We start from the raw sequence: 20,057 nt of genomic DNA on the forward strand, positions 1-20,057 counted from the left end.
TTGTGATAAATCTTCAAAAACCGTTTTCTTTACGTTCAATACTGCGCTCAATGCGCGTCAGCGCTTGACGGCAACGCGTCAGTCGGCCTTCTAACGCAGCCAGCTCATGTTGAAGCTTTTGCTGTGCCGCCAGTGTCGTCTGCCTTCCCAGCAGGCTTTCCCGATCCTGAATCATTGCAATGATCCGACGTTCATAATCCTGATGTTCGGCCAGCTTGTGATACAGATCGACCGCTGCCACCTCTTTGGGCTGATTCTTACGGCGCAGCGTCTGGGTTGCCAGCTCGCGTTGCAGGGCGGTGAGCTGCGCCAGCAACTTTTCAGCCAGAAAGGCTACCTGAGTGGTGCGATTGTCGTTGGCCGCCGTCTGTAACTGGGCGAAGTTCTTTTGCACTTCGGCCAGATAATCGCGCAGCCGTGTACCGCGGTTAGAAAACAGCGCAGTATCGAAGCGTGCCTGAGGGATAGGCGCGTCGCCGCGGGGCGTGATCTCGCTGGCCAATACCTTGATTTGTTGTTCTAACGCTTCTAAAAGACGCTGGGTGCTCACGTCGGCTCCATTGTGGGGATAGTGGGCTCAGCTTGCCCGCGATCGCGTCGTGAAACAAGCGCCGTGCATAATTCCGCCCGTTGCGGCTGGTGGCACGGGGGAAGGCGGTGATAAAGTAACGCCAGACAGGTTGATGGACAAGGGCTCGCATGACGCGTTGGTTATTGATTATCCTCGGTTGGTTAGCGGTGGTGTTGGCGACGTTGGGCGTGGTATTACCACTGCTGCCGACGACGCCGTTTCTGCTGTTGGCCGCCTGGTGCTTCGCCCGTTCGTCACCACGCTTCCACAGTTGGCTGTTGTACCGCTCCTGGTTCGGGCCTTATCTGCGTCATTGGCAGCAGCATCGCGCCTTACCGCCAGGGGCTAAATGGAAGGCGGTGGTGGTGATTGTGCTGACATTCGCACTTTCGTTGTGGTTGGTGAAAATCTGGTGGGTGCGCGGAGTGCTGTTGCTGATGCTGGCTATTTTGCTGACCTTCATGTTGCGCTTGCCGGTTGTTGACTTATCGCAACAAAAACAGCGCTGATTGTGGCCTATGATATTCAATAGCTTTCAGGCTGCGTTTTGAAAGATGCAGGGGAAAGTTGCATTTGTCCGTCAGTTTGCATAGATTTGGGCGTTTTCGTGCGCGGGTGGCCTCCCATTCCCTGTTTATGCCGGGATCGGGTTCCAGACGATCGGCGCGCAAGTCATCAGGCAGTTTTATCAGGCAATAATTATGACCGCTACTGCACAGCAGCTTCAGTTTATTAAAGACAGTATCAAAACCATTCCGGATTACCCTAAGCCGGGCATACTGTTCCGTGACGTCACCAGCCTGCTGGAAAACCCGCTGGCTTATGCTGCCAGCATCGAATTGCTGGTTGAGCGCTTTCGCGAAGCGGGCGTGACCAAAGTGGTTGGCACCGAAGCGCGTGGTTTCCTGTTTGGCGCACCGGTGGCATTGGCGCTGGGCGTAGGTTTTGTTCCGGTGCGTAAACCGGGTAAGCTGCCGCGCGCGACGCTCAGCGAAAGCTATGAGCTGGAATACGGTACTGACCAACTGGAAATACACACCGATGCCATCAGTGCCGGTGATAAAGTGCTGGTGGTGGACGATCTGCTGGCAACCGGTGGCACCATCGAAGCCACCGCAAAACTGATCCGCCGTCTGGGCGGTGAAGTTAAAGACGCTGCTTTCATCATTAACCTGCCGGATCTCGGCGGTGAAGCGCGTTTGAACTCACTGGGTATTGAATGCTACTGCCTGGTCAACTTCGCCGGCCACTGATCTGCATTACCACAACGGCCTCGCGGATCGCCGCGGGGCTGTGTTAGCATGACCCTCCAGATTACTCGACTTTTCCGGTATTAATGAGCTATCAGGTTCTTGCCCGTAAGTGGCGCCCTCAAACGTTTGCAGATGTTGTCGGACAGGAACATGTCCTGACTGCGCTGGCTAACGGCCTCTCGCTGGGGCGGATTCATCACGCCTATCTGTTCTCGGGCACGCGCGGCGTGGGTAAAACCACCATTGCGCGCTTGCTGGCCAAAGGCCTGAACTGTGAAACCGGCATCACCGCCACGCCGTGCGGTCAATGCGACAACTGCCGCGAGATTGAGCAGGGCCGCTTTGTTGATTTGATCGAGATCGACGCCGCGTCCAGAACCAAGGTGGAAGATACCCGCGATCTGCTGGATAACGTCCAGTACGCACCCGCCCGCGGCCGCTTCAAGGTTTACCTGATTGACGAAGTGCACATGCTCTCGCGTCACAGCTTCAATGCGCTGTTGAAAACGCTGGAAGAGCCGCCTTCTCACGTCAAATTCCTGCTGGCGACGACCGATCCGCAAAAGCTGCCGGTCACCATCCTGTCGCGCTGCCTGCAATTCCATCTTAAGGCTCTGGATGTCGAGCAGATCCGCAACCAGTTGGAAACGGTTCTGCAGGCAGAACAAATCACCAGCGACCAGCGCGCGCTGCAGCTGATAGCACGTGCTGCCGACGGCAGTATGCGTGACGCGTTGAGCCTTACCGACCAGGCTATCGCGATGGGGCAAGGGCAGGTGACCACCACCACCGTCAGCCAAATGCTCGGTACGCTGGATGACGAACAGCCGCTGGCAATCCTCGAAGCGCTGGTGAGCGCAGATGGCGAAAAGGTGATGGCGCAGGTCGCGCAAGCCGCTTCACGCGGTGTTGACTGGGAAAACCTGCTGATCGAAACGCTGGCCTTGCTGCACCGGATCGCGATGGTGCAGTTACTGCCATCGGTACTGGACAATCATTACGCCGCCATTGAACAGCGGTTGCGTGAGCTGGCGCGTACTTTGCCGCCGACGGACGTACAGCTTTATTACCAAACGCTGCTGGTCGGCCGTAAAGAGCTGGCCTTTGCCCCGGATCGCCGTATGGGGGTTGAGATGACCCTGCTGCGTGCTCTGGCGTTTCACCCGAAAGCGGTGATCCCGGAGCCGGTGGCGATGGTGCAAACCGCACCGGCGCAGATGGCGCAACCGCAGGCTCAGCAGGTGGCTCAACCACCACAGTTTCAGGACGCGCCACCGCCGTTAGGCCAGGTTGCGCCACAGAATAATCAGCAGGCTAATTTACCGGATGCCACCGCGCAATTATTAAAGGCGCGCACCCAGCTGTTGCGGCAGGGAGCATCCACACCAAAAAAGAGTGAACCGGCGGCGCCAGGAAAAGCGCGGCCGGCAAACTCAGCACTGGAGCGGTTGGCTTCCGTGACTGAGCGCAGCCAGCAGCGCCAGGCGGAAAAACTTGTTCAGCAAAAACCGGCCAAGCCGGAAGCTTATCGCTGGCGTGCACAGACCGAGCCAGAGGCCGAGCCGGAACCGCTGGCGACGCCAAAAGCGCTGCGCACGGCTCTTGAGCATGAAAAAACGCCCGAACTGTCAGCCAAGCTGGTGGTGGAGTCGCTGGAACGCGATGCCTGGGCGGCAGAAATCGATAAGCTGAAAATTCCAAAACTGGTGCAGCAACTGGCGTTGAACGCGGTTAAAGAAGTGCTGGAACCAGGTAAAATTTGTCTCCATCTGCGGTCGTCGCAGCGCCATCTGAACTCGCCTTCGGCGCAGAAGATGTTGACCGATGCACTCACCGAGCTGTACGGCAGTCCGGTTGAACTGACCGTGGTGGAAGACGATAATCCGGCGGAGCGGACTCCGCTGGAGTGGCGCCAAGCCATTTATGAAGAAAAACTGGCGCAGGCGCGCCAGTCGATCGTTGCGGATACCAATATCCAAACGCTGCGCCGGTTCTTCGACGCAGACCTGGATGAAGAGAGTATTCGCCCCATTTAAACGCCGCGTAAAGTGCGCGGCCCTAGCGACGAGAGACGACTATGTTTGGTAAAGGCGGTCTGGGCAACCTGATGAAGCAAGCCCAGCAAATGCAAGAAAAAATGCAGCAGATGCAGGAAGAAGTCGCCAAATTGGAAGTGACTGGCGAATCCGGCGCCGGTCTGGTGAAAGTCACCATCAACGGTGCGCACAACTGCCGTCGTGTGGAGATCGATCAGAGTCTGATGGAAGACGACAAAGACATGCTGGAAGATCTGATTGCCGCTGCGATTAACGATGCTGCGCGCCGTATCGACGAAACCCAGAAAGAGAAGATGGCGTCTGTATCCAGCGGCATGCAACTGCCACCTGGCTTTAAGATGCCGTTCTAATGCAGACCAGCCCGCTCCTTGAAACACTGATGGAGGCGTTGCGCTGCCTGCCGGGCGTTGGCCCGAAGTCGGCGCAGCGTATGGCGTTCCAGCTGTTGCAGCGCGATCGCAGTGGTGGGATGCGTCTGGCGCAGGCGCTGACCCGCGCCATGTCAGAGATTGGCCACTGTGCCGATTGCCGTACCTTCACCGAGCAGGACGTTTGCACCATCTGCGCCAATCCGCGCCGTCAGCAAAACGGTCAGATCTGCGTGGTGGAAAGTCCGGCGGATATTCACGCCATTGAGCAGACCGGTCAGTTCGCCGGACGCTACTTTGTGCTGATGGGCCACCTGTCGCCGATGGACGGCATTGGGCCCGGTGATATCGGTCTGGATCGGCTGGAGCAACGGCTGGAAAAAGAAAGCATCACTGAAGTGATCCTGGCCACCAACCCGACGGTGGAAGGTGAGGCAACCGCCAACTATATCGCCGAGATGTGCGGCCAGTATGGCGTGGTCGCCAGCCGCATAGCCCACGGCGTGCCGGTGGGCGGTGAACTGGAAATGGTCGACGGCACCACGTTGTCGCATTCATTGGCCGGTCGTCACGTTATCAAGTTTTGATGTTTTCCTCTGATGGGGCTATTTGGCCCCGTCAGCTATCTGCAAAAATTTCCCGCCAGCCGCTTGAAAAACAACGCCCTTGTCCCCACTTAATCCTCATTGTTCGCTTTTGGTAGCTATTGTCTTTGAGGTAATCAATGAGTATGAAAGGTCAAGAAACCCGTGGTTTCCAGTCTGAAGTAAAACAACTGCTTCATTTGATGATTCATTCGCTGTACTCCAATAAAGAAATTTTCCTGCGCGAGCTGATCTCCAACGCCTCGGATGCCGCCGACAAGCTGCGTTTCCGCGCACTGTCGACGCCTGAGCTATATGAAGGTGACGGCGAGCTGCGTGTGCGCCTTTCTTTCGATAAAGAACAGCGTACGTTGACCATTGCCGACAACGGTATTGGCATGAGCCGTGAGGAAGTGATTGAAAACCTGGGTACCATCGCCAAGTCAGGTACCAAAGCCTTCCTGGAATCCATCGGTTCCGATCAGGCCAAAGACAGCCAACTGATTGGTCAGTTCGGCGTGGGTTTCTACTCCGCGTTCATCGTGGCGGATAAAGTCACCGTGCGCACTCGTGCCGCGGGCGCTCCGGCCGATCAAGGCGTGTTCTGGGAATCTGTCGGCGAAGGCGATTACACCATTGCCGATATCAGCAAAGAAGATCGCGGTACCGAAATTACCCTGCATCTGCGCGAAGGCGAAGATGAGTATCTCGATGCCTGGCGTCTGCGTTCCGTGATCGGCAAATACTCCGACCACATTGCACTGCCGGTTGAGATTGAAAGCAAAAACGAAGAAGACGGCACCGTCACCTGGGAAAAAATCAACAAGGCGCAGGCCCTGTGGACCCGCAGCAAGGCTGACGTGACCGACGAAGAATACAAAGAGTTCTACAAGCACATCGCGCACGACTTTACCGATCCGCTGAGCTGGAGCCACAACCGAGTGGAAGGCAAGCAGGAATACACCAGCCTGCTGTACATTCCTGCCCAGGCGCCATGGGACATGTGGAACCGCGATCACAAGCACGGGCTGAAGCTGTACGTGCAGCGCGTGTTCATCATGGACGACGCTGAACAGTTCATGCCGAACTACCTGCGTTTCGTGCGTGGCCTGATCGATTCCAACGATCTGCCGCTGAACGTTTCGCGTGAGATCCTGCAAGACAGCCGTGTGACCCAGAACCTGCGCGGTGCGCTGACCAAGCGTGTGTTGCAGATGCTGGAGAAACTGGCTAAAGACGATGCGGAAGGCTACCAGAAGTTCTGGCAGCAGTTTGGTCTGGTGTTGAAAGAGGGCCCGGCGGAAGATGGTGGCAACAAAGAAGCCATTGCCAAGCTGCTGCGCTTTGCTTCCACCCACAATGACAGCTCGGCGCAAACCGTCTCGCTGGAAGAGTACGTGGGCCGCATGGCAGAAGGGCAGGAGAAGATTTATTACATCACCGCCGACAGCTATGCCGCCGCCAAGAGCAGCCCACACCTGGAACTGTTCCGCAAGAAAGGCATCGAAGTGCTGCTGCTTTCTGACCGCATCGACGAATGGATGATGAGCTACCTGACCGAGTTCGACGGCAAGCCGTTCCAATCCGTCAGCAAGGCAGATGACGCGTTGGACAAGCTGGCAGACGAAACCGAAGAGCAGAAGGCCGCCGAGAAGCAGCTGGAGCCCTTTGTTGACCGTGTGAAAACCCTGCTGGGCGATCGCGTGAAGGACGTGCGTCTGACGCACCGTCTGACCGACACGCCGGCTATCGTTATCACCGATGCCGACGAAATGAGCACCCAGATGGCGAAGCTGTTTGCCGCTGCGGGCCAGGAAGCGCCGGCGGTGAAGTACATTTTCGAACTGAACCCGGAGCATGCGTTGGTCAAACGCGCATCCGATGTGGGCGATAACGAACAATTCGCCGAATGGATTGATCTGTTATTGGATCAGGCTCTGCTGGCTGAACGCGGCACCCTGGAGGATCCAAATCAGTTTATCCGTCGTATGAATAAACTGTTGTCCGCATAATTCCGAGTATATACGCCCAAAATCCGCGAATTTTGGGCGTATTTTTTTGTTTTTCCTGCCGATTTTCCGCGCTTTATTCTCTGTTTCCTCCCTTTGACGCCGCAATCGATTTCCTCGCGTACCTTGAGCCAGCCCCCCCTGAAATGGTATGGTTGAGCGTTTTCGCAATTTTATAAAAACTACATAGCAAGGGGATTTACGCAATGCGTATCATTCTGCTGGGCGCTCCGGGCGCTGGTAAAGGTACTCAGGCTCAATTCATCATGGAGAAATACGGTATTCCGCAAATCTCCACGGGTGATATGTTGCGCGCAGCCGTGAAGGCCGGCAGTGAATTGGGCAAGCAGGCGAAAGAAATCATGGACGCCGGCAAGCTGGTGACCGATGAGTTGGTCATTGCACTGGTTAAAGAACGCATCACCCAGGAAGATTGCCGTAAAGGTTTTCTGCTGGACGGTTTCCCACGCACCATTCCACAGGCTGACGCGATGAAAGAAGCCGGCATCAATGTGGATTACGTGCTGGAATTTGACGTACCGGACGAGCTGATTATCGATCGCATCGTTGGCCGTCGCGTACATGCCCCTTCTGGCCGCGTGTACCACATTAAATTCAATCCACCGAAGGTGGAAGGTAAAGACGACGCGACCGGTGAAGAACTGACAACTCGTAAAGACGATCAGGAAGAAACCGTACGTAAACGTCTGGTGGAATACCATCAGATGACTGCACCGCTGATTTCCTACTACAGCAAAGAAGCTGCTGCAGGTAACACCCAATACCGTAAAATCGACGGCACCCGCAAAGTGACCGAAGTGAGCGCCGAACTGGCGAACATCCTCGGCTAATCGGTTTTTCATTGCTGTGCATAGCGCCAGGCCTCATCCGCCTGGCGTTTTTTTTATTATTTACCCGCCGAATTGTGATCGCCGTGGCTTGTTGCGCCTGTGCCCTTTAATCCACCGAGAGAAATGGCGTATAACTCCCCCATCTTAATCCCCGGGGACAATCCGCATGCTCAGACCAACCCATTTGCTGGCAGAATCCACCGCACGCCAGATCGTGCAGCGGGCGATGAGCATCATCAGCCATTCTGTCAATGTGATGGACAGCAACGGCGTCATCATCGCTTCCGGCAACCCCTCACGCCTGTTCCAGCGTCATGAAGGCGCTGTTCTGGCGCTGACCGAAAACCGGGTGGTGGAAATCGATGCGGTGACTGCCGCGCACCTCAAGGGAGTGCGGCCCGGCATCAATTTGCCCTTCAGTTTTCACAGCCAACAGGTAGGGGTGATCGGTATTTCCGGTGAACCCGCGCAGGTACGTGCCTATGCCGAACTGGTGAAAATGGCGGCCGAAATGATGGTGGAGCAGGCGGCGTTGCTGGATCAACATCAGTGGGAAAAACGCTACCGCGAGGAACTGGCCAATCAGTTGCTGCAACCGCAGCCGGCATCAGGCTCGCTGGAGGCGATGGCCGCCTACCTGGGGTTAGATCTGCAACAGCCACGGATTGTCTGGATCGCGGAATTACAGGACACGCAGCCGCACCTGCTGCGTGAATTGCTGACGGAGCTGGAGCAGACTCAGCGCGAAGCGCTGATCGCCATCACCGGGTTCAACGAAATGATCCTGCTGCGTCCTGCCAGTCTGGTGCAGGGGGAGTGGAATGTGAAGCAGGAGCGCAAACAGGCGCAGCAGTTACAGAGCCAGCTTCAGTCGCGTTTCAACCTGCGGTTGATTGTCGGTGGTTTCTTTAGCGGCGAAGCAGGGTTGCACCGTTCAAGCCTGACGGCTCGCGCCACCCAGGCGATGGCGAAACGCCTGAAGTTACGGCACAAGACGCTGTTTTACCAAGATTATCCGCTACCGTCACTGCTGTGCGATCTGGGTGAAGACTGGCGGGCTCAAGAGCTTTCCCGCCCCTGGCAGGTTTTGGGCGAACAGGATGAAAAAGGGGTATTACGCAGCACGCTGAGGCACTATTTTTCGCGGAATTGTGATCAGACGCAGACCGCCGCCGAGCTTCATATTCACGTCAATACCTTGCGCTATCGCCTGCAGCGTATTGAAGCCATTACTGAATTAAAAATCAATCAGTTAACGGACGCCTTGCAGTTGTATATTGGCATGCTGATGCACGGCTGAGTTGTGTAAAACCACAACTTTCCGCTGTGTGCGCGCGCATGTTTTTGTGGCTTTCTCTCACGCCAATGTCCGGCGCTCAGGATATGTTTTCCCCACACCAACAACGGGGAAAACAATAATGACAACGGTATCCACGCTTGGGGCGCTGGTGGCATTGGTCGTCGCTATCGTCCTGATTTTACGCAAGGTCCCGCCTGCCTACGGCATGATTGCCGGTGCGCTGGCGGGCGGATTATGCGGCGGCGCCGATCTGGTGCAGACCGTGACGCTGATGATCACCGGTGCGCAGGGCATTACCAATGCCGTGATGCGCATTTTGGCGGCGGGGGTGCTGGCCGGGGTGTTGATCGAGTCCGGCGCGGCGCACACCATCGCTGAAACCATCGTCCGCAAAGTCGGGGAAACCCGTGCGCTGTTAGCGCTGGCGGTAGCTACACTGATCCTGACGGCAGTGGGCGTATTTATCGACGTTGCGGTGATCACCGTGGCGCCGATTGCCCTTTCCATCGCTCAGAAGGCCGGGATCTCGCGTGCGGCGATACTGCTGGCGATGATCGGCGGCGGCAAGGCCGGTAACGTGATGTCACCAAACCCCAACACCATTGCCGCAGCCGACAACTTCCACGTGCCGCTGACCTCGGTGATGATGGCCGGTATCGTGCCAGGATTGTGCGGATTGATCGTGGCCTATCTGCTGGCCCGCCGTTTGAGTGATAAGGGCGATAAGGTGATGGCGGAAGAGCTGACGCAGCAAGCCGAAGGCATTCGTCCGGGCTTTGCGGCGGCGATCAGCGCACCCTTGGTTGCCATTGTTCTGCTGTCGCTGCGGCCGATCGCCGGTATTGCCATCGATCCGCTGATAGCGCTGCCGCTGGGCGGTCTGGTGGGCGCATTGCTGATGGGCCGCATCCGCCAGTGCAACCAGTTTATGGTTTCCGGCCTGTCCCGTATGGCGCCGGTGGCGATTATGCTGCTTGGCACCGGTACGCTGGCAGGCATTATCGCCAACTCTTCGCTGAAGGACGTGCTCATCAGCGGGTTGACCAGCACCGGCATGCCGGCCTGGCTGCTGGCTCCGCTTTCTGGGGCATTAATGTCGATGGCCACCGCTTCGACAACCGCCGGTACCGCCGTGGCATCCGGGGTCTTCAGCAGCACTCTGCTGGAGCTGGGCGTCAGCGGGCTGGCGGGGGCGGCTATGATCCATGCCGGCGCGACGGTGCTGGATCACCTGCCGCACGGCAGCTTCTTCCATGCCACCGGCGGCAGCGTCAATATGGCCGTGCATCAACGGTTGAAGCTACTGCCTTATGAAACACTGGTCGGCTTTACCATCGCGGCCGTCTCGGCGTTGATGTTTGGCGTATTTAATCTGGCGGGATAAGGAAGAGTAATGAAAACGCTGAAAAAAGTGGTGATTGCGCCGGATTCGTTTAAAGAAAGCCTGAGTGCGTTGGAGGTGGCGGAAGCCATCGAACGCGGCTTCCGCCAGATCTTCCCGCAGGTACACTATGTGAAGCTACCCATGGCGGACGGCGGCGAAGGCACGGTGGATTCGATGGTGGCAGCCACCGGTGGGGAAATCGTTACGGTCGCGGTCACTGGGCCGTTGGGCCAGCCGGTACAGGCCTTCTATGGTTTGCTGGGAGAGGGAGAAACTGCCGTTATCGAGATGGCGGCGGCTTCCGGGTTGCATCTGGCTCCCAAGGCGCAGCGAGATCCGCGCATGACCACCAGTTATGGCACCGGTGAGCTGATCCTGGCTGCGCTGGAGCGCGGCGTTAAGACGATTATTCTTGGCATTGGCGGCAGCGCCACCAACGACGGCGGGGCCGGCATGATGCAGGCGCTGGGGGCCAGACTGCTGGACGAGAATCGACAGGCTTTGCCGCCTGGAGGGGCCGCGCTGGCGCAGTTGGCCTATATCGATCTTTCCGGGGTGGATCCGCGTCTGCAGCAGGTGAGCATCACGGCGGCCTGCGACGTGGATAATCCTTTGTGTGGTGCTAACGGAGCCTCCGCGGTGTTTGGCCCGCAGAAGGGAGCCACGCCGGAAATGGTCACGCAGTTGGATGTGGCGCTGCGCCATTACGGCACATTGCTGGAACAGGCTACCGGTCGTGAGGTTATCAACGCGCCCGGTGCAGGAGCGGCAGGGGGAATGGGGGCGGCATTGCTTGGCATGCTAAACGCCCGGTTGCGCCCCGGTATTGAGATCGTGATCGAAACCCTTCAATTGGAAGAGGCGTTGCGCGATGCCGACCTGGTGATCACCGGCGAAGGGCGACTGGACAGTCAGTCTATCCACGGCAAAACGCCGATTGGCGTGGCGCGGGTGGCCAAACGCTTTGGTTTGCCGGTGATCGGCATTGCCGGCAGCCTGTCGAAAGATTATCAGGTGGTGCACCAGCACGGCATTGACGCCGCTTTTTCGGTGCTCGATCGCGTTGTCTCTCTGGAGGAAGCGTTGGCGGAAGCGGCCGATAACCTGGAGGTGACGGCGCGTAATGTGGCGGCGGTCTGGCGACTGGCGCAGAGTTAATGTCATTCCCCTTTATCATGGGCAACGCCTGTTGCTGATATCGGTTCCGACGAGGCGCTTTTCCGTTACAATAGGCGCCATTAATCGACGTTAACCCCCTGACCCAGAACAGGGGGTTAGCTTGCAAGGAATCAAGGGGAACTGAGATGAAGCAAGAGAAACACGGGGTATTGCTGGTGAACCTGGGCACGCCGGATGCTCCGACCTCGTCGGCGGTAAAACGCTATCTGAAGGAATTCCTCAGTGACGACCGCGTAGTGGATACAGCCCCATTGATCTGGTGGCCGATCCTCAACGGTGCGATCCTGCCGATCCGTTCGCCGCGCGTTGCCAAGCTGTATAAGTCGGTATGGATGGACGAAGGCTCACCACTGCTGGTCTACAGCCGCCGTCAGCAGCGCGCATTGGCCGCACGTATGCCGAACACGCCGGTTGAATTGGGCATGAGCTACGGTTCACCGAGCCTGGGCGAAGCGATAGACAAGCTGTTGGCACAGGGCGTGACCAATCTGGTAGTACTGCCGTTGTACCCGCAATACTCCTGTTCAACCAGTGCAGCCGTGTGGGACGGCGTGGCACGTATATTGAAAGGCTATCGCCGCCTGCCGTCGATCAGCTTTATCCGCGACTATGCCGAACACCCGGCCTACATCGCCGCATTGCGTCAAAGCGTGGAGCGTTCGTTTGCCGAGCATGGCCAACCGGACCGGCTGGTGCTGTCATTCCACGGCATTCCCAAGCGCTATGCACGCCTCGGCGACGATTATCCGCAGCGCTGCGAAGACACGTTACGTGCCTTGACTGATACCTTACCGCTGGCGCCGGATCGGGTCATGATGACCTACCAGTCGCGTTTTGGCCGTGAACCCTGGTTGACGCCGTATACCGACGAAACCCTCAAAGGCCTGCCTGCGCAAGGCGTTAAACATATTCAGCTTATCTGCCCAGGTTTTTCGGCGGACTGTCTGGAAACGCTGGAAGAAATCAAAGAGCAAAACCGCGAAATCTTCCTCGAGGCGGGCGGCGAGAAGTTTGAGTACATTTCTGCGCTGAACGACGAACCGGCGCACATTGATATGATGCAGCAACTGGTGGCGCAGCACCTCTGATCCCCAGAGCGCAAAATAGTGACAGTCATCATCAATCGGGCAGGAATGTGCTAACATTCTCTGCCTGTTAACTGCCACTGCCGCCAAATAAATGAAATTTCCTGGTAAACGTAAGTCCAAACACTATTTTCCGGTGAACGCCCGCGATCCGCTCTTGCAGCAAGCTCAGCCTGAAAATGAAATCAGCACCTCCTATATCGTCGGTATCGATCAGACGCTGGTGGATATCGAAGCCAAAGTGGACGATGCCTTCGTCCAGCGTTACGGTCTGAGCCTGGGGCACTCCCTGGTGATTGAGGATGACGTCGCCGAGGCGCTGTATCAGGAACTGATCGACAATAATCTGATCACCCACCAATTTGCTGGCGGCACCATCGGCAATACTCTGCACAACTACTCCGTGCTGGCGGACGACCGTTCCGTTCTGCTCGGCGTGATGTGCAGCAATATCAAGATTGGCAGCTACGCCTATCGCTATCTGTGCAACACCTCCAGCCGTACCGATCTTAACCACCTGCAGGCGGTTGACGGTGCTATTGGCCGCTGCTTTACGCTGATCGGCGAAAGCGGCGAACGGACCTTTGCCATCAGCCCCGGGCAGATGAATCAACTGCGGCCGGAAAGCGTGAAGGAAGAGGTGATTGCCGGTGCTTCGGCGCTGGTGCTGACGTCATATTTGGTGCGCTGCAAGGAAGGGGAGCCGATGCCGGCTGCCACCATGCAGGCAATTGAATTTGCCAAAAAGCACGACGTACCGGTGGTACTGACGCTGGGCACCAAGTACGTGATCGCCGATAACCCGCAATGGTGGCGCGACTTCCTGCAACAACACGTGTCGATCCTGGCGATGAACGAAGATGAAGCGCTGGAGTTGACCGGGTTGAGCGATCCCTTGACTGCCTCTGACATGGCGCTTGAATGGGTGGATCTGGTGCTGTGCACCGCCGGGCCAAACGGTCTGTATATGGCGGGTTATACCGAAGAGTCGAATAAGCGGGAAACCCAGCATCCGCTGCTGCCGGGGCATATTGCCGAATTCAACCGCTATGAGTTCAGCCGCGCCATGCGCCGTGAAAGCTGTGAAAATCCGTTCCGCATCTATTCGCACATCGCGCCTTACATGGGCGGGCCGGAGAAAATCATGAACACCAACGGTGCCGGCGATGGCGCACTGTCGGCGTTGCTGCATGATATCGCCGCCAACGGTTATCACCGCAATAACGTGCCTAATTCCAGCAAGCACGTTCGCAGCTATCTGACCTATTCCTCGCTGGCGCAGGTGTGTAAATACGCTAACCGTGTCAGCTATCAGGTGCTGAATCAGCATTCGCCTCGCCTGACGCGTGGCCTGCCGGAGCGGGAAGACAGTCTGGAAGAGTCTTACTGGGAACGCTAACAAGCAAAAGGTCCGGCAAGCCGGACCTTTTTTATATCGAATCGCCGATCAGATCGGGCAACCGCCCATTTTCTCTTCTTCGCTCAGCGTATCCAGTTTGAGAATATTCAGCATGCTGTTGGCGATTTCTCGTTCGCCCATCACTACCTGATTCGCCCCGCGATCGGAGATATAAGACACTTCGTCATCGTAGTGCGCACGGGCGATGATCTCGATGTTCGGCCGCTTGGTACGTGCCGAAGCCACGATTTCACCGGCCTCGTAACCGTTGGGAATGGTCAGCAACAGCCAGCGTGCACAGTCGAGTCGCGCCAGATCCATTACTTCAGGATTGGCGGCGTTGCCCAGCACCGTTTTGATGCCTTGTTCACGCAGGGCTTCCACCCGTGGGCGGGAGTTCTCAATCACCACCAGCGGAATACCGGCTTCGGCCAACTTTGCCCCCAGCAGGCTGCCGACGCGGCCATAGCCGACCACCAGCGCATGGTTGCACATATCGACCGGGATCTGCTTTTCTTCTTCCACCGCTTCTTCCATTATCTGGTCTTCCATGGTTTCGGTTTTGGCCAGATAACGCTCAAGCAGCGTGAACAGCAACGGATTCAACATAATCGACAAGATAGCCCCGGCCAGCACCAGATTGCGGCCGTGCTCCGACATCATGCCCAGCGTGATCCCAAGGCCGGCCAGAATGAAGGCGAACTCGCCAATCTGCGCCAGACTGGCAGAAATGGTCAGCGCGGTGCGTTTGGAGTGGCCGAACATTTTCACCAGCAGGAACGCTGCCGCCGATTTCCCGAACACGATAATCGCCAGCGTTGCCAGCACCGCCAGCGGCTCGTTGATCAGGATCATCGGATCAAACAGCATGCCGACCGACACAAAGAACAGCACGGCGAAGGCATCGCGCAACGGTAAGGTATCGTGGGCCGCGCGATGGCTCAGCTCCGACTCGTTCAGCACCATGCCGGCGAAGAAGGCTCCCAGGGCAAAGGAAACGTCGAACAGCTTCACCGCGCCATAGGCAATGCCGAGCGCCAGTGCCAACACGGCAAGGGTAAACAGCTCGCGCGAGCCGGTGCTGGCGGTTTTCGCCAGGATCCACGGCACCAGCCGGCGTCCCACCACAATCATCAGCGCAATAAAGGCGATGACTTTACCAATGGTGATTGCCAGCTCAGTCAGCAACTGGCCGCTGCTGGCGTTGTCATTGCCCAGCATGTTGCCGAACGCAGGCAGCAATACCAGCGTCAGCACCATCGCCAGGTCTTCAACGATCAGCCAGCCAATGGCGATTTGCCCGCGCTGGCTGTCGATCAGTTGGCGTTCTTCCAGCGCACGCAGCAGCACCACGGTACTGGCGGTAGAAAGACAGAGACCGAACACCAGGCCGGAAATCAAATCCCAGCCGAGCAGCTTTGACAGCCCCATACCCAACAGAGTGGCGACGGCAATCTGTGCTACGGCACCGGGAATAGCGATATGTTTAACTGCCAGGAGGTCTTTAAGCGAGAAATGGAGGCCAACACCGAACATCAACAGGATCACGCCGATTTCCGCCAGTTCCGGTGCCAGCGAGGTGTCGGCAACAAAACCGGGGGTAAAAGGGCCGGCGAGCACGCCTGCGGCAAGATACCCCACCAGCGGGGAGATGCGCAGGCGATTCGCCAGCATTCCGAGGAGGAAGGCAAGTACTAACCCTCCGACAATGGTGGTGATTAAGGGTGTTGAATTATGCATCCAGACTCCTTCTAGCTATGCATGGCAGCAGAGGGGAAACGCAACAAAGTTACGAAAAGATACATTTAGTTTATTGCATTTGTTCGCGTCTTGCTTAGCTAAATTGAGCTTTTTTGCGAAAAAGCAGAGGATTCCGCTTTGGGCAGGGCAGTAAGGGGATTTAACACTAAATAAGTCAAATAACGTTGGTTTGTTCGGGAGATAACCCGACTGAGCGCAATGATTCAGCCGGGTTTTATCAGGGGTATTACGAGTTATGGTCCATATTAGGCAGTAATGCGGTGATAATGCCGATCAGTGGCAAGAAAGCACAGATTTGGTAGACCAATTCGATACTGGTCAAATCTGCGACATAACCAAGAACGGCTGCGCCTAATCCCCCCATACCAAAAGCAAAACCGAAGAATAAACCGGAAACCATACCCACTTTCCCCGGGATCAGCTCCTGTGCATAAACCAGAATGGCCGAAAATGCCGAAGCGAGAATTACCCCGATAATGACGGTTAAAATGCCGGTCCAGTAGAGAGAAGCATAGGGTAAAGCCAGCGTAAATGGTGCAGCACCCAGTATTGAGCCCCAAATGACATATTTACGCCCTATCTTGTCGCCGAGAGGCCCGCCAATTATGGTTCCTGCTGCTACGGCAAACAGGAATGCAAACAGGTGAAACTGCGCATTCTGCACGGAAACGCCGAACTTATGTATCAAATAAAAGGTGTAATAGCTGCTGATACTGGCCAAGTAGAAGTATTTGGAGAAAATCAGCACCAGCAGGATGCCCAGCGCATAGGTGACAGTACGTTTTGGCAGCGGTTTCACCGTCGAGGACGCTTTTGGCTGACCTTTTGTTGCCCGGTGCTGATGTTGATACCATTTGCTGACTTGCAACAGCACCACAATAGCCAACAGCGCGGCCAGTGAGAACCAGGCCACGTTACCTTTGCCATAAGGCGCAATAATCAGCGCGGCCAGCAGGGGGCCGAGAGAGCTGCCAAAGTTACCGCCGACCTGGAACAACGATTGAGCCAGGCCATGTCGGCCACCGGAGGCCATGCGCGCAACGCGGGAGGACTCAGGGTGGAATACCGAGGAACCGGTGCCGACCAGCGCCGCTGCCAGCAGCACCAGCGGGAAGGTATTGGCGACGGACAGCAGCAGCAGCCCACACAGCGTAAAGCCCATGCCGATCGGCAACGAATAGGGCTGCGGGTGTTTATCCGTGTAGTAACCGATTAACGGTTGCAATAAGGAAGCCGTGAGCTGATAGGTCAGAGTAATCATGCCGATCTGCACGAAGCTGAGGCTGAAGTCAGCCTGCAGGATCGGGTAAATCGCCAGGATCAGCGATTGAATCATGTCGTTAAGCAGGTGAGAGACGCTGATGGCACCGAGAATCGAGAATGCAGTCCCTTTAACCGCGCTGCCCTTGGCCGGTGGCATGGCAGTATCGCTACGGTCGGTCATTTTATTATTAGCCTGGTAAGTTTTAGAGGACAGAGCAGATATCTTAGCAAGTTGTTCAATATTTGCCATATCCGACATAATTTGACGTATATCGCAAAAATTTGAAATCAAAGGGCTTTGTTTCGCGTTACAATTTCGGTCACCTCAAAAAAGCCGTTAATGATCATATGGAGTTCTGCCATGCGCTTTTCGCTAAAAACCACCGCATGCGCTCTGGCCGTATCCCTGACTTTCCTGTCGGGAGCCGCCAGCGCCTGGGAAAAGGATAAGACCTACGACATCACCATTTTGCACACCAACGATCACCACGGCCATTTCTGGCAGAACGATCATGGCGAATATGGCTTGGGTGCACAGAAAACCTTGGTAGACAGCATCCGTCAGGAAGTCGCGGCGCAGGGGGGCAGTCTGTTGCTGCTGTCGGGCGGTGATATCAACACCGGCGTGCCGGAATCCGATCTGCAAGATGCTGAACCGGACTTCCGCGGCATGAATCTGGTGGGTTACGACGCAATGGCGATCGGCAACCATGAATTCGACAACCCGCTCAGCGTACTGCGTCAGCAGGAGAAATGGGCGACTTTCCCTCTGCTGTCGGCCAACATTTATCAAAAAAGCACCCAGCAGCGTCTGTTCAAGCCCTATGCCTTATTTGACAAGCAGGGGATCAAGATTGCGGTCATTGGCCTGACGACGGATGACACGGCCAAGATTGGCAACCCCGAATATTTTACCGACATCGAGTTCCGTGTTCCTGCACAGGAAGCCAAACAGGTAGTGGAGCAATTGCGTAAGGACGAAAAGCCGGACGTGATTATCGCCGCAACGCACATGGGCCATTACGATGACGGCAATCATGGCTCCAACGCGCCGGGCGATGTTGAGATGGCGCGCAGCCTGCCTGCCGGCTATCTGGACATGATCGTTGGTGGTCATTCGCAGGATCCGGTCTGTATGGCGGGCGAGAACCACAAGCAGGTGGATTATGTGCCGGGCACGCCGTGCGCGCCGGATCGTCAGAACGGCACCTGGATTGTGCAGGCGCATGAGTGGGGCAAGTACGTGGGCCGCGCCGATTTCCAGTTCCGTAACGGTGAGCTGAAGCTGGTGCATTACCAACTGATCCCGGTCAACCTGAAGAAGAAGGTGGAGAAAGCCGACGGCACCAGTGAGCGCGTGTTTTACACCCAACAGATCGCAGAAGATCCTTCCATGATGAAGCTGCTGACGCCGTTCCAGGAAAAAGGTAAGGCGCAGTTGGACGTCAAGATTGGCAGCGTCAACGGCAAGCTGGAAGGCGACCGCAGCAAAGTGCGCTTTGTACAGACCAACCTGTCACGCGTCTTGTTGGCAGCGCAGATGGAACGTGCCGAGGCTGATTTTGCGGTGATGAGCGGTGGCGGGGTGCGTGACTCGATTGAAGGCGGCGATATCACCTATAAAAACGTGCTGAAAGTGCAGCCATTCGGCAATACGCTGGTCTACGTCGAGATGAAAGGCAGCGACGTGGAAAAATACCTGGCTGTAGTCGCCAACATGAAGGTAGATTCCGGGGCCTATGCGCAGTTTGCCAACGTTAGCCTAACGGCGGACGGTCAGGGCGTCAGCAACGTCAAGATCAAGGGGGAACCGCTGCAGGCGGACAAAACCTACCGTATGGCCACGTTGAACTTCAATGCGTTGGGCGGCGACGGTTATCCGAAGCTGGATACCCTGCCAAGCTACGTCAACACCGGGTTTATCGATGCCGAAGTCTTGAAGCAATACATCGAGAAGCACTCACCGCTGGACGCAGCGGCCTATGAGCCTAAAGGCGAGATCGTTTATCAATAATATTATGGCGGCTTTTACCGGTTAAAAGCCGCCGTCGATTTTCCCTGCATTACCACACTTCTAGTATAAAAGAATTCTAATATTATTAATTTCAATATTGTTTTCCCTGTCTTGCATAATTGTATTTCTATTTTCTTTGTCTATACCTTTAGGGTTAATGATTTTATCTTGCTTAAATCATAATTTTTCCAGGGAATAAAACTCAGCGAAATAATCGTGATTGAAGAGGAAATGAAATGTACAGGGCAGCAGTGCTTTTATATGGCGTCGTAGGCTATTTTTTAGGGTTGGTTGGCTTTGTTTTGCTTATTTTATTACTTAACGGCTGGGGGCTGAGAAATATGGTCGCCGTTAGGGAGGATAGCGACGTATGGCCCTGGCTGGTGAATATCGTTTTGCTTTTGCTGTTTGGCTTGGTGCATTCCGTTATGGCCCATGAGAGGTTCAAGGCCCGTTTGGCGCTCTCCCCGGCATTGGAAAGAAGCTCCTATGTGTTAATTGCCGGTGCGTCGTTGGCGCTACTGGCGCTTGCGTGGCAACCACTGCCGGGCGTCTTGTGGCGGTTACCGCCAGACAGTGTTGCCGCATGGGGGCTTAACGGTATTAGTGCGCTAGGGTGGCTCGTGGTCTTTGCGTCAACCTGCATGATCAGCCACACCGACTTATTTGGCTTGCGACAATCCTGGCTGCAATGGAGAGAACGCCAATATACCGATTTGCCTTTTCAGGTAAGAGGATTTTACCGGTTGACGCGGCATCCCATGATGACGGGAATGTTACTGGCATTTTGGTTCACGCCAGAGATGACCGCTGGGCGTCTATTATTTAATTCAGGTATGACATTATATATTTTGGTGGGTGTTTATTTTGAAGAACGTAGCCTGCTTAAAGCTTTAGGGGCGGATTATCAGCGGTATTGCCGACATGTTCCCATGTTGTTGCCGCGAATGGGGATACGGAATAAGCCGACGGAGTAATC

Annotated in this window: 17 protein-coding genes and 1 other annotated feature; of the genes, 14 read left to right on the top strand and 3 right to left on the bottom strand. The window is 56.0% G+C overall.

Annotation, left to right across the window (positions count from 1 at the left end):
* Nucleotides 1–13: 13 nt before the first annotated feature.
* Nucleotides 14–550 carry a primosomal replication protein PriC gene (gene priC / locus M495_RS04865; RefSeq protein ID WP_020825529.1) on the bottom strand — a complete coding sequence of 179 codons (537 nt, stop codon included), beginning with the start codon at nt 548–550 and terminating at the stop codon, nt 14–16.
* A 149-nt stretch (nt 551–699) separates the two neighbouring features.
* On the opposite strand from priC, the gene M495_RS04870 reads away from it, so the two are divergent.
* The 12 genes from M495_RS04870 (at nt 700) to M495_RS04925 (ending at nt 14,040) form a co-directional block, all read left to right on the top strand.
* Entirely contained in the window at nt 700–1,080 is a 381-nt protein-coding gene (locus tag M495_RS04870; RefSeq protein WP_020825530.1) for a DUF454 family protein, read from the top strand.
* A gap of 192 nt (nt 1,081–1,272) precedes the next feature.
* A complete protein-coding gene (gene apt, locus M495_RS04875) occupies nt 1,273–1,824 on the top strand; it encodes an adenine phosphoribosyltransferase (RefSeq protein ID WP_020825531.1) in 552 nt (183 codons plus the stop codon).
* Nucleotides 1,825–1,907: 83 nt separating this feature from the next.
* A complete protein-coding gene (gene dnaX / locus M495_RS04880) occupies nt 1,908–3,860 on the top strand; it encodes a DNA polymerase III subunit gamma/tau (RefSeq protein WP_020825532.1) in 1,953 nt (650 codons plus the stop codon).
* Nucleotides 3,193–3,257, top strand: a sequence feature (DnaX frameshifting element). Its footprint overlaps the gene before it by 65 nt.
* Before the next feature lie 41 nt (nt 3,861–3,901).
* On the top strand, nt 3,902–4,231 hold the full coding sequence (locus M495_RS04885; RefSeq protein WP_020825533.1) for a YbaB/EbfC family nucleoid-associated protein: 330 nt from the start codon (nt 3,902–3,904) through the stop codon (nt 4,229–4,231).
* A complete protein-coding gene (gene recR / locus M495_RS04890) occupies nt 4,231–4,836 on the top strand; it encodes a recombination mediator RecR (protein ID WP_020825534.1) in 606 nt (201 codons plus the stop codon). Before M495_RS04885 ends, recR begins: the two co-directional genes overlap by 1 nt.
* Before the next feature lie 143 nt (nt 4,837–4,979).
* A complete protein-coding gene (htpG, locus tag M495_RS04895; RefSeq protein WP_020825535.1) occupies nt 4,980–6,845 on the top strand; it encodes a molecular chaperone HtpG in 1,866 nt (621 codons plus the stop codon).
* A gap of 203 nt (nt 6,846–7,048) precedes the next feature.
* A complete protein-coding gene (gene adk / locus M495_RS04900) occupies nt 7,049–7,693 on the top strand; it encodes an adenylate kinase (protein ID WP_020825536.1) in 645 nt (214 codons plus the stop codon).
* A gap of 166 nt (nt 7,694–7,859) precedes the next feature.
* On the top strand, nt 7,860–8,993 hold the full coding sequence (locus M495_RS04905) for a sugar diacid recognition domain-containing protein (RefSeq protein WP_020825537.1): 1,134 nt from the start codon (nt 7,860–7,862) through the stop codon (nt 8,991–8,993).
* A 118-nt stretch (nt 8,994–9,111) separates the two neighbouring features.
* A complete protein-coding gene (locus M495_RS04910) occupies nt 9,112–10,377 on the top strand; it encodes a GntP family permease (RefSeq protein ID WP_020825538.1) in 1,266 nt (421 codons plus the stop codon).
* 9 nt (nt 10,378–10,386) lie between these two features.
* Nucleotides 10,387–11,535, top strand: a complete 1,149-nt coding sequence (locus M495_RS04915; protein ID WP_020825539.1) for a glycerate kinase — start codon at nt 10,387–10,389, stop codon at nt 11,533–11,535.
* Between the two features lie 146 nt (nt 11,536–11,681).
* On the top strand, nt 11,682–12,644 hold the full coding sequence (gene hemH, locus M495_RS04920; RefSeq protein ID WP_020825540.1) for a ferrochelatase: 963 nt from the start codon (nt 11,682–11,684) through the stop codon (nt 12,642–12,644).
* Between the two features lie 91 nt (nt 12,645–12,735).
* On the top strand, nt 12,736–14,040 hold the full coding sequence (locus tag M495_RS04925) for an inosine/guanosine kinase (RefSeq protein ID WP_020825541.1): 1,305 nt from the start codon (nt 12,736–12,738) through the stop codon (nt 14,038–14,040).
* A gap of 48 nt (nt 14,041–14,088) precedes the next feature.
* Here M495_RS04925 and ybaL read toward each other — a convergent pair whose 3' ends face one another.
* Together ybaL and M495_RS04935 are read right to left on the bottom strand one after the other, a co-directional pair.
* Nucleotides 14,089–15,780, bottom strand: coding sequence for a YbaL family putative K(+) efflux transporter (ybaL, locus tag M495_RS04930; RefSeq protein ID WP_041414282.1), 1,692 nt, complete (start codon nt 15,778–15,780; stop codon nt 14,089–14,091).
* 247 nt (nt 15,781–16,027) lie between these two features.
* Entirely contained in the window at nt 16,028–17,245 is a 1,218-nt protein-coding gene (locus M495_RS04935) for an MFS transporter (RefSeq protein ID WP_020825543.1), read from the bottom strand.
* Nucleotides 17,246–17,425: 180 nt separating this feature from the next.
* On the opposite strand from M495_RS04935, the gene ushA reads away from it, so the two are divergent.
* Together ushA and M495_RS04945 are read left to right on the top strand one after the other, a co-directional pair.
* A complete protein-coding gene (ushA, locus tag M495_RS04940) occupies nt 17,426–19,078 on the top strand; it encodes a bifunctional UDP-sugar hydrolase/5'-nucleotidase UshA (protein WP_020825544.1) in 1,653 nt (550 codons plus the stop codon).
* A 236-nt stretch (nt 19,079–19,314) separates the two neighbouring features.
* Nucleotides 19,315–20,055 carry a methyltransferase family protein gene (locus M495_RS04945; RefSeq protein WP_020825545.1) on the top strand — a complete coding sequence of 247 codons (741 nt, stop codon included), beginning with the start codon at nt 19,315–19,317 and terminating at the stop codon, nt 20,053–20,055.
* Nucleotides 20,056–20,057 lie beyond the last annotated feature (2 nt).

Source organism: Serratia liquefaciens ATCC 27592 (assembly GCF_000422085.1).
Classification (GTDB): domain Bacteria; phylum Pseudomonadota; class Gammaproteobacteria; order Enterobacterales; family Enterobacteriaceae; genus Serratia; species Serratia liquefaciens.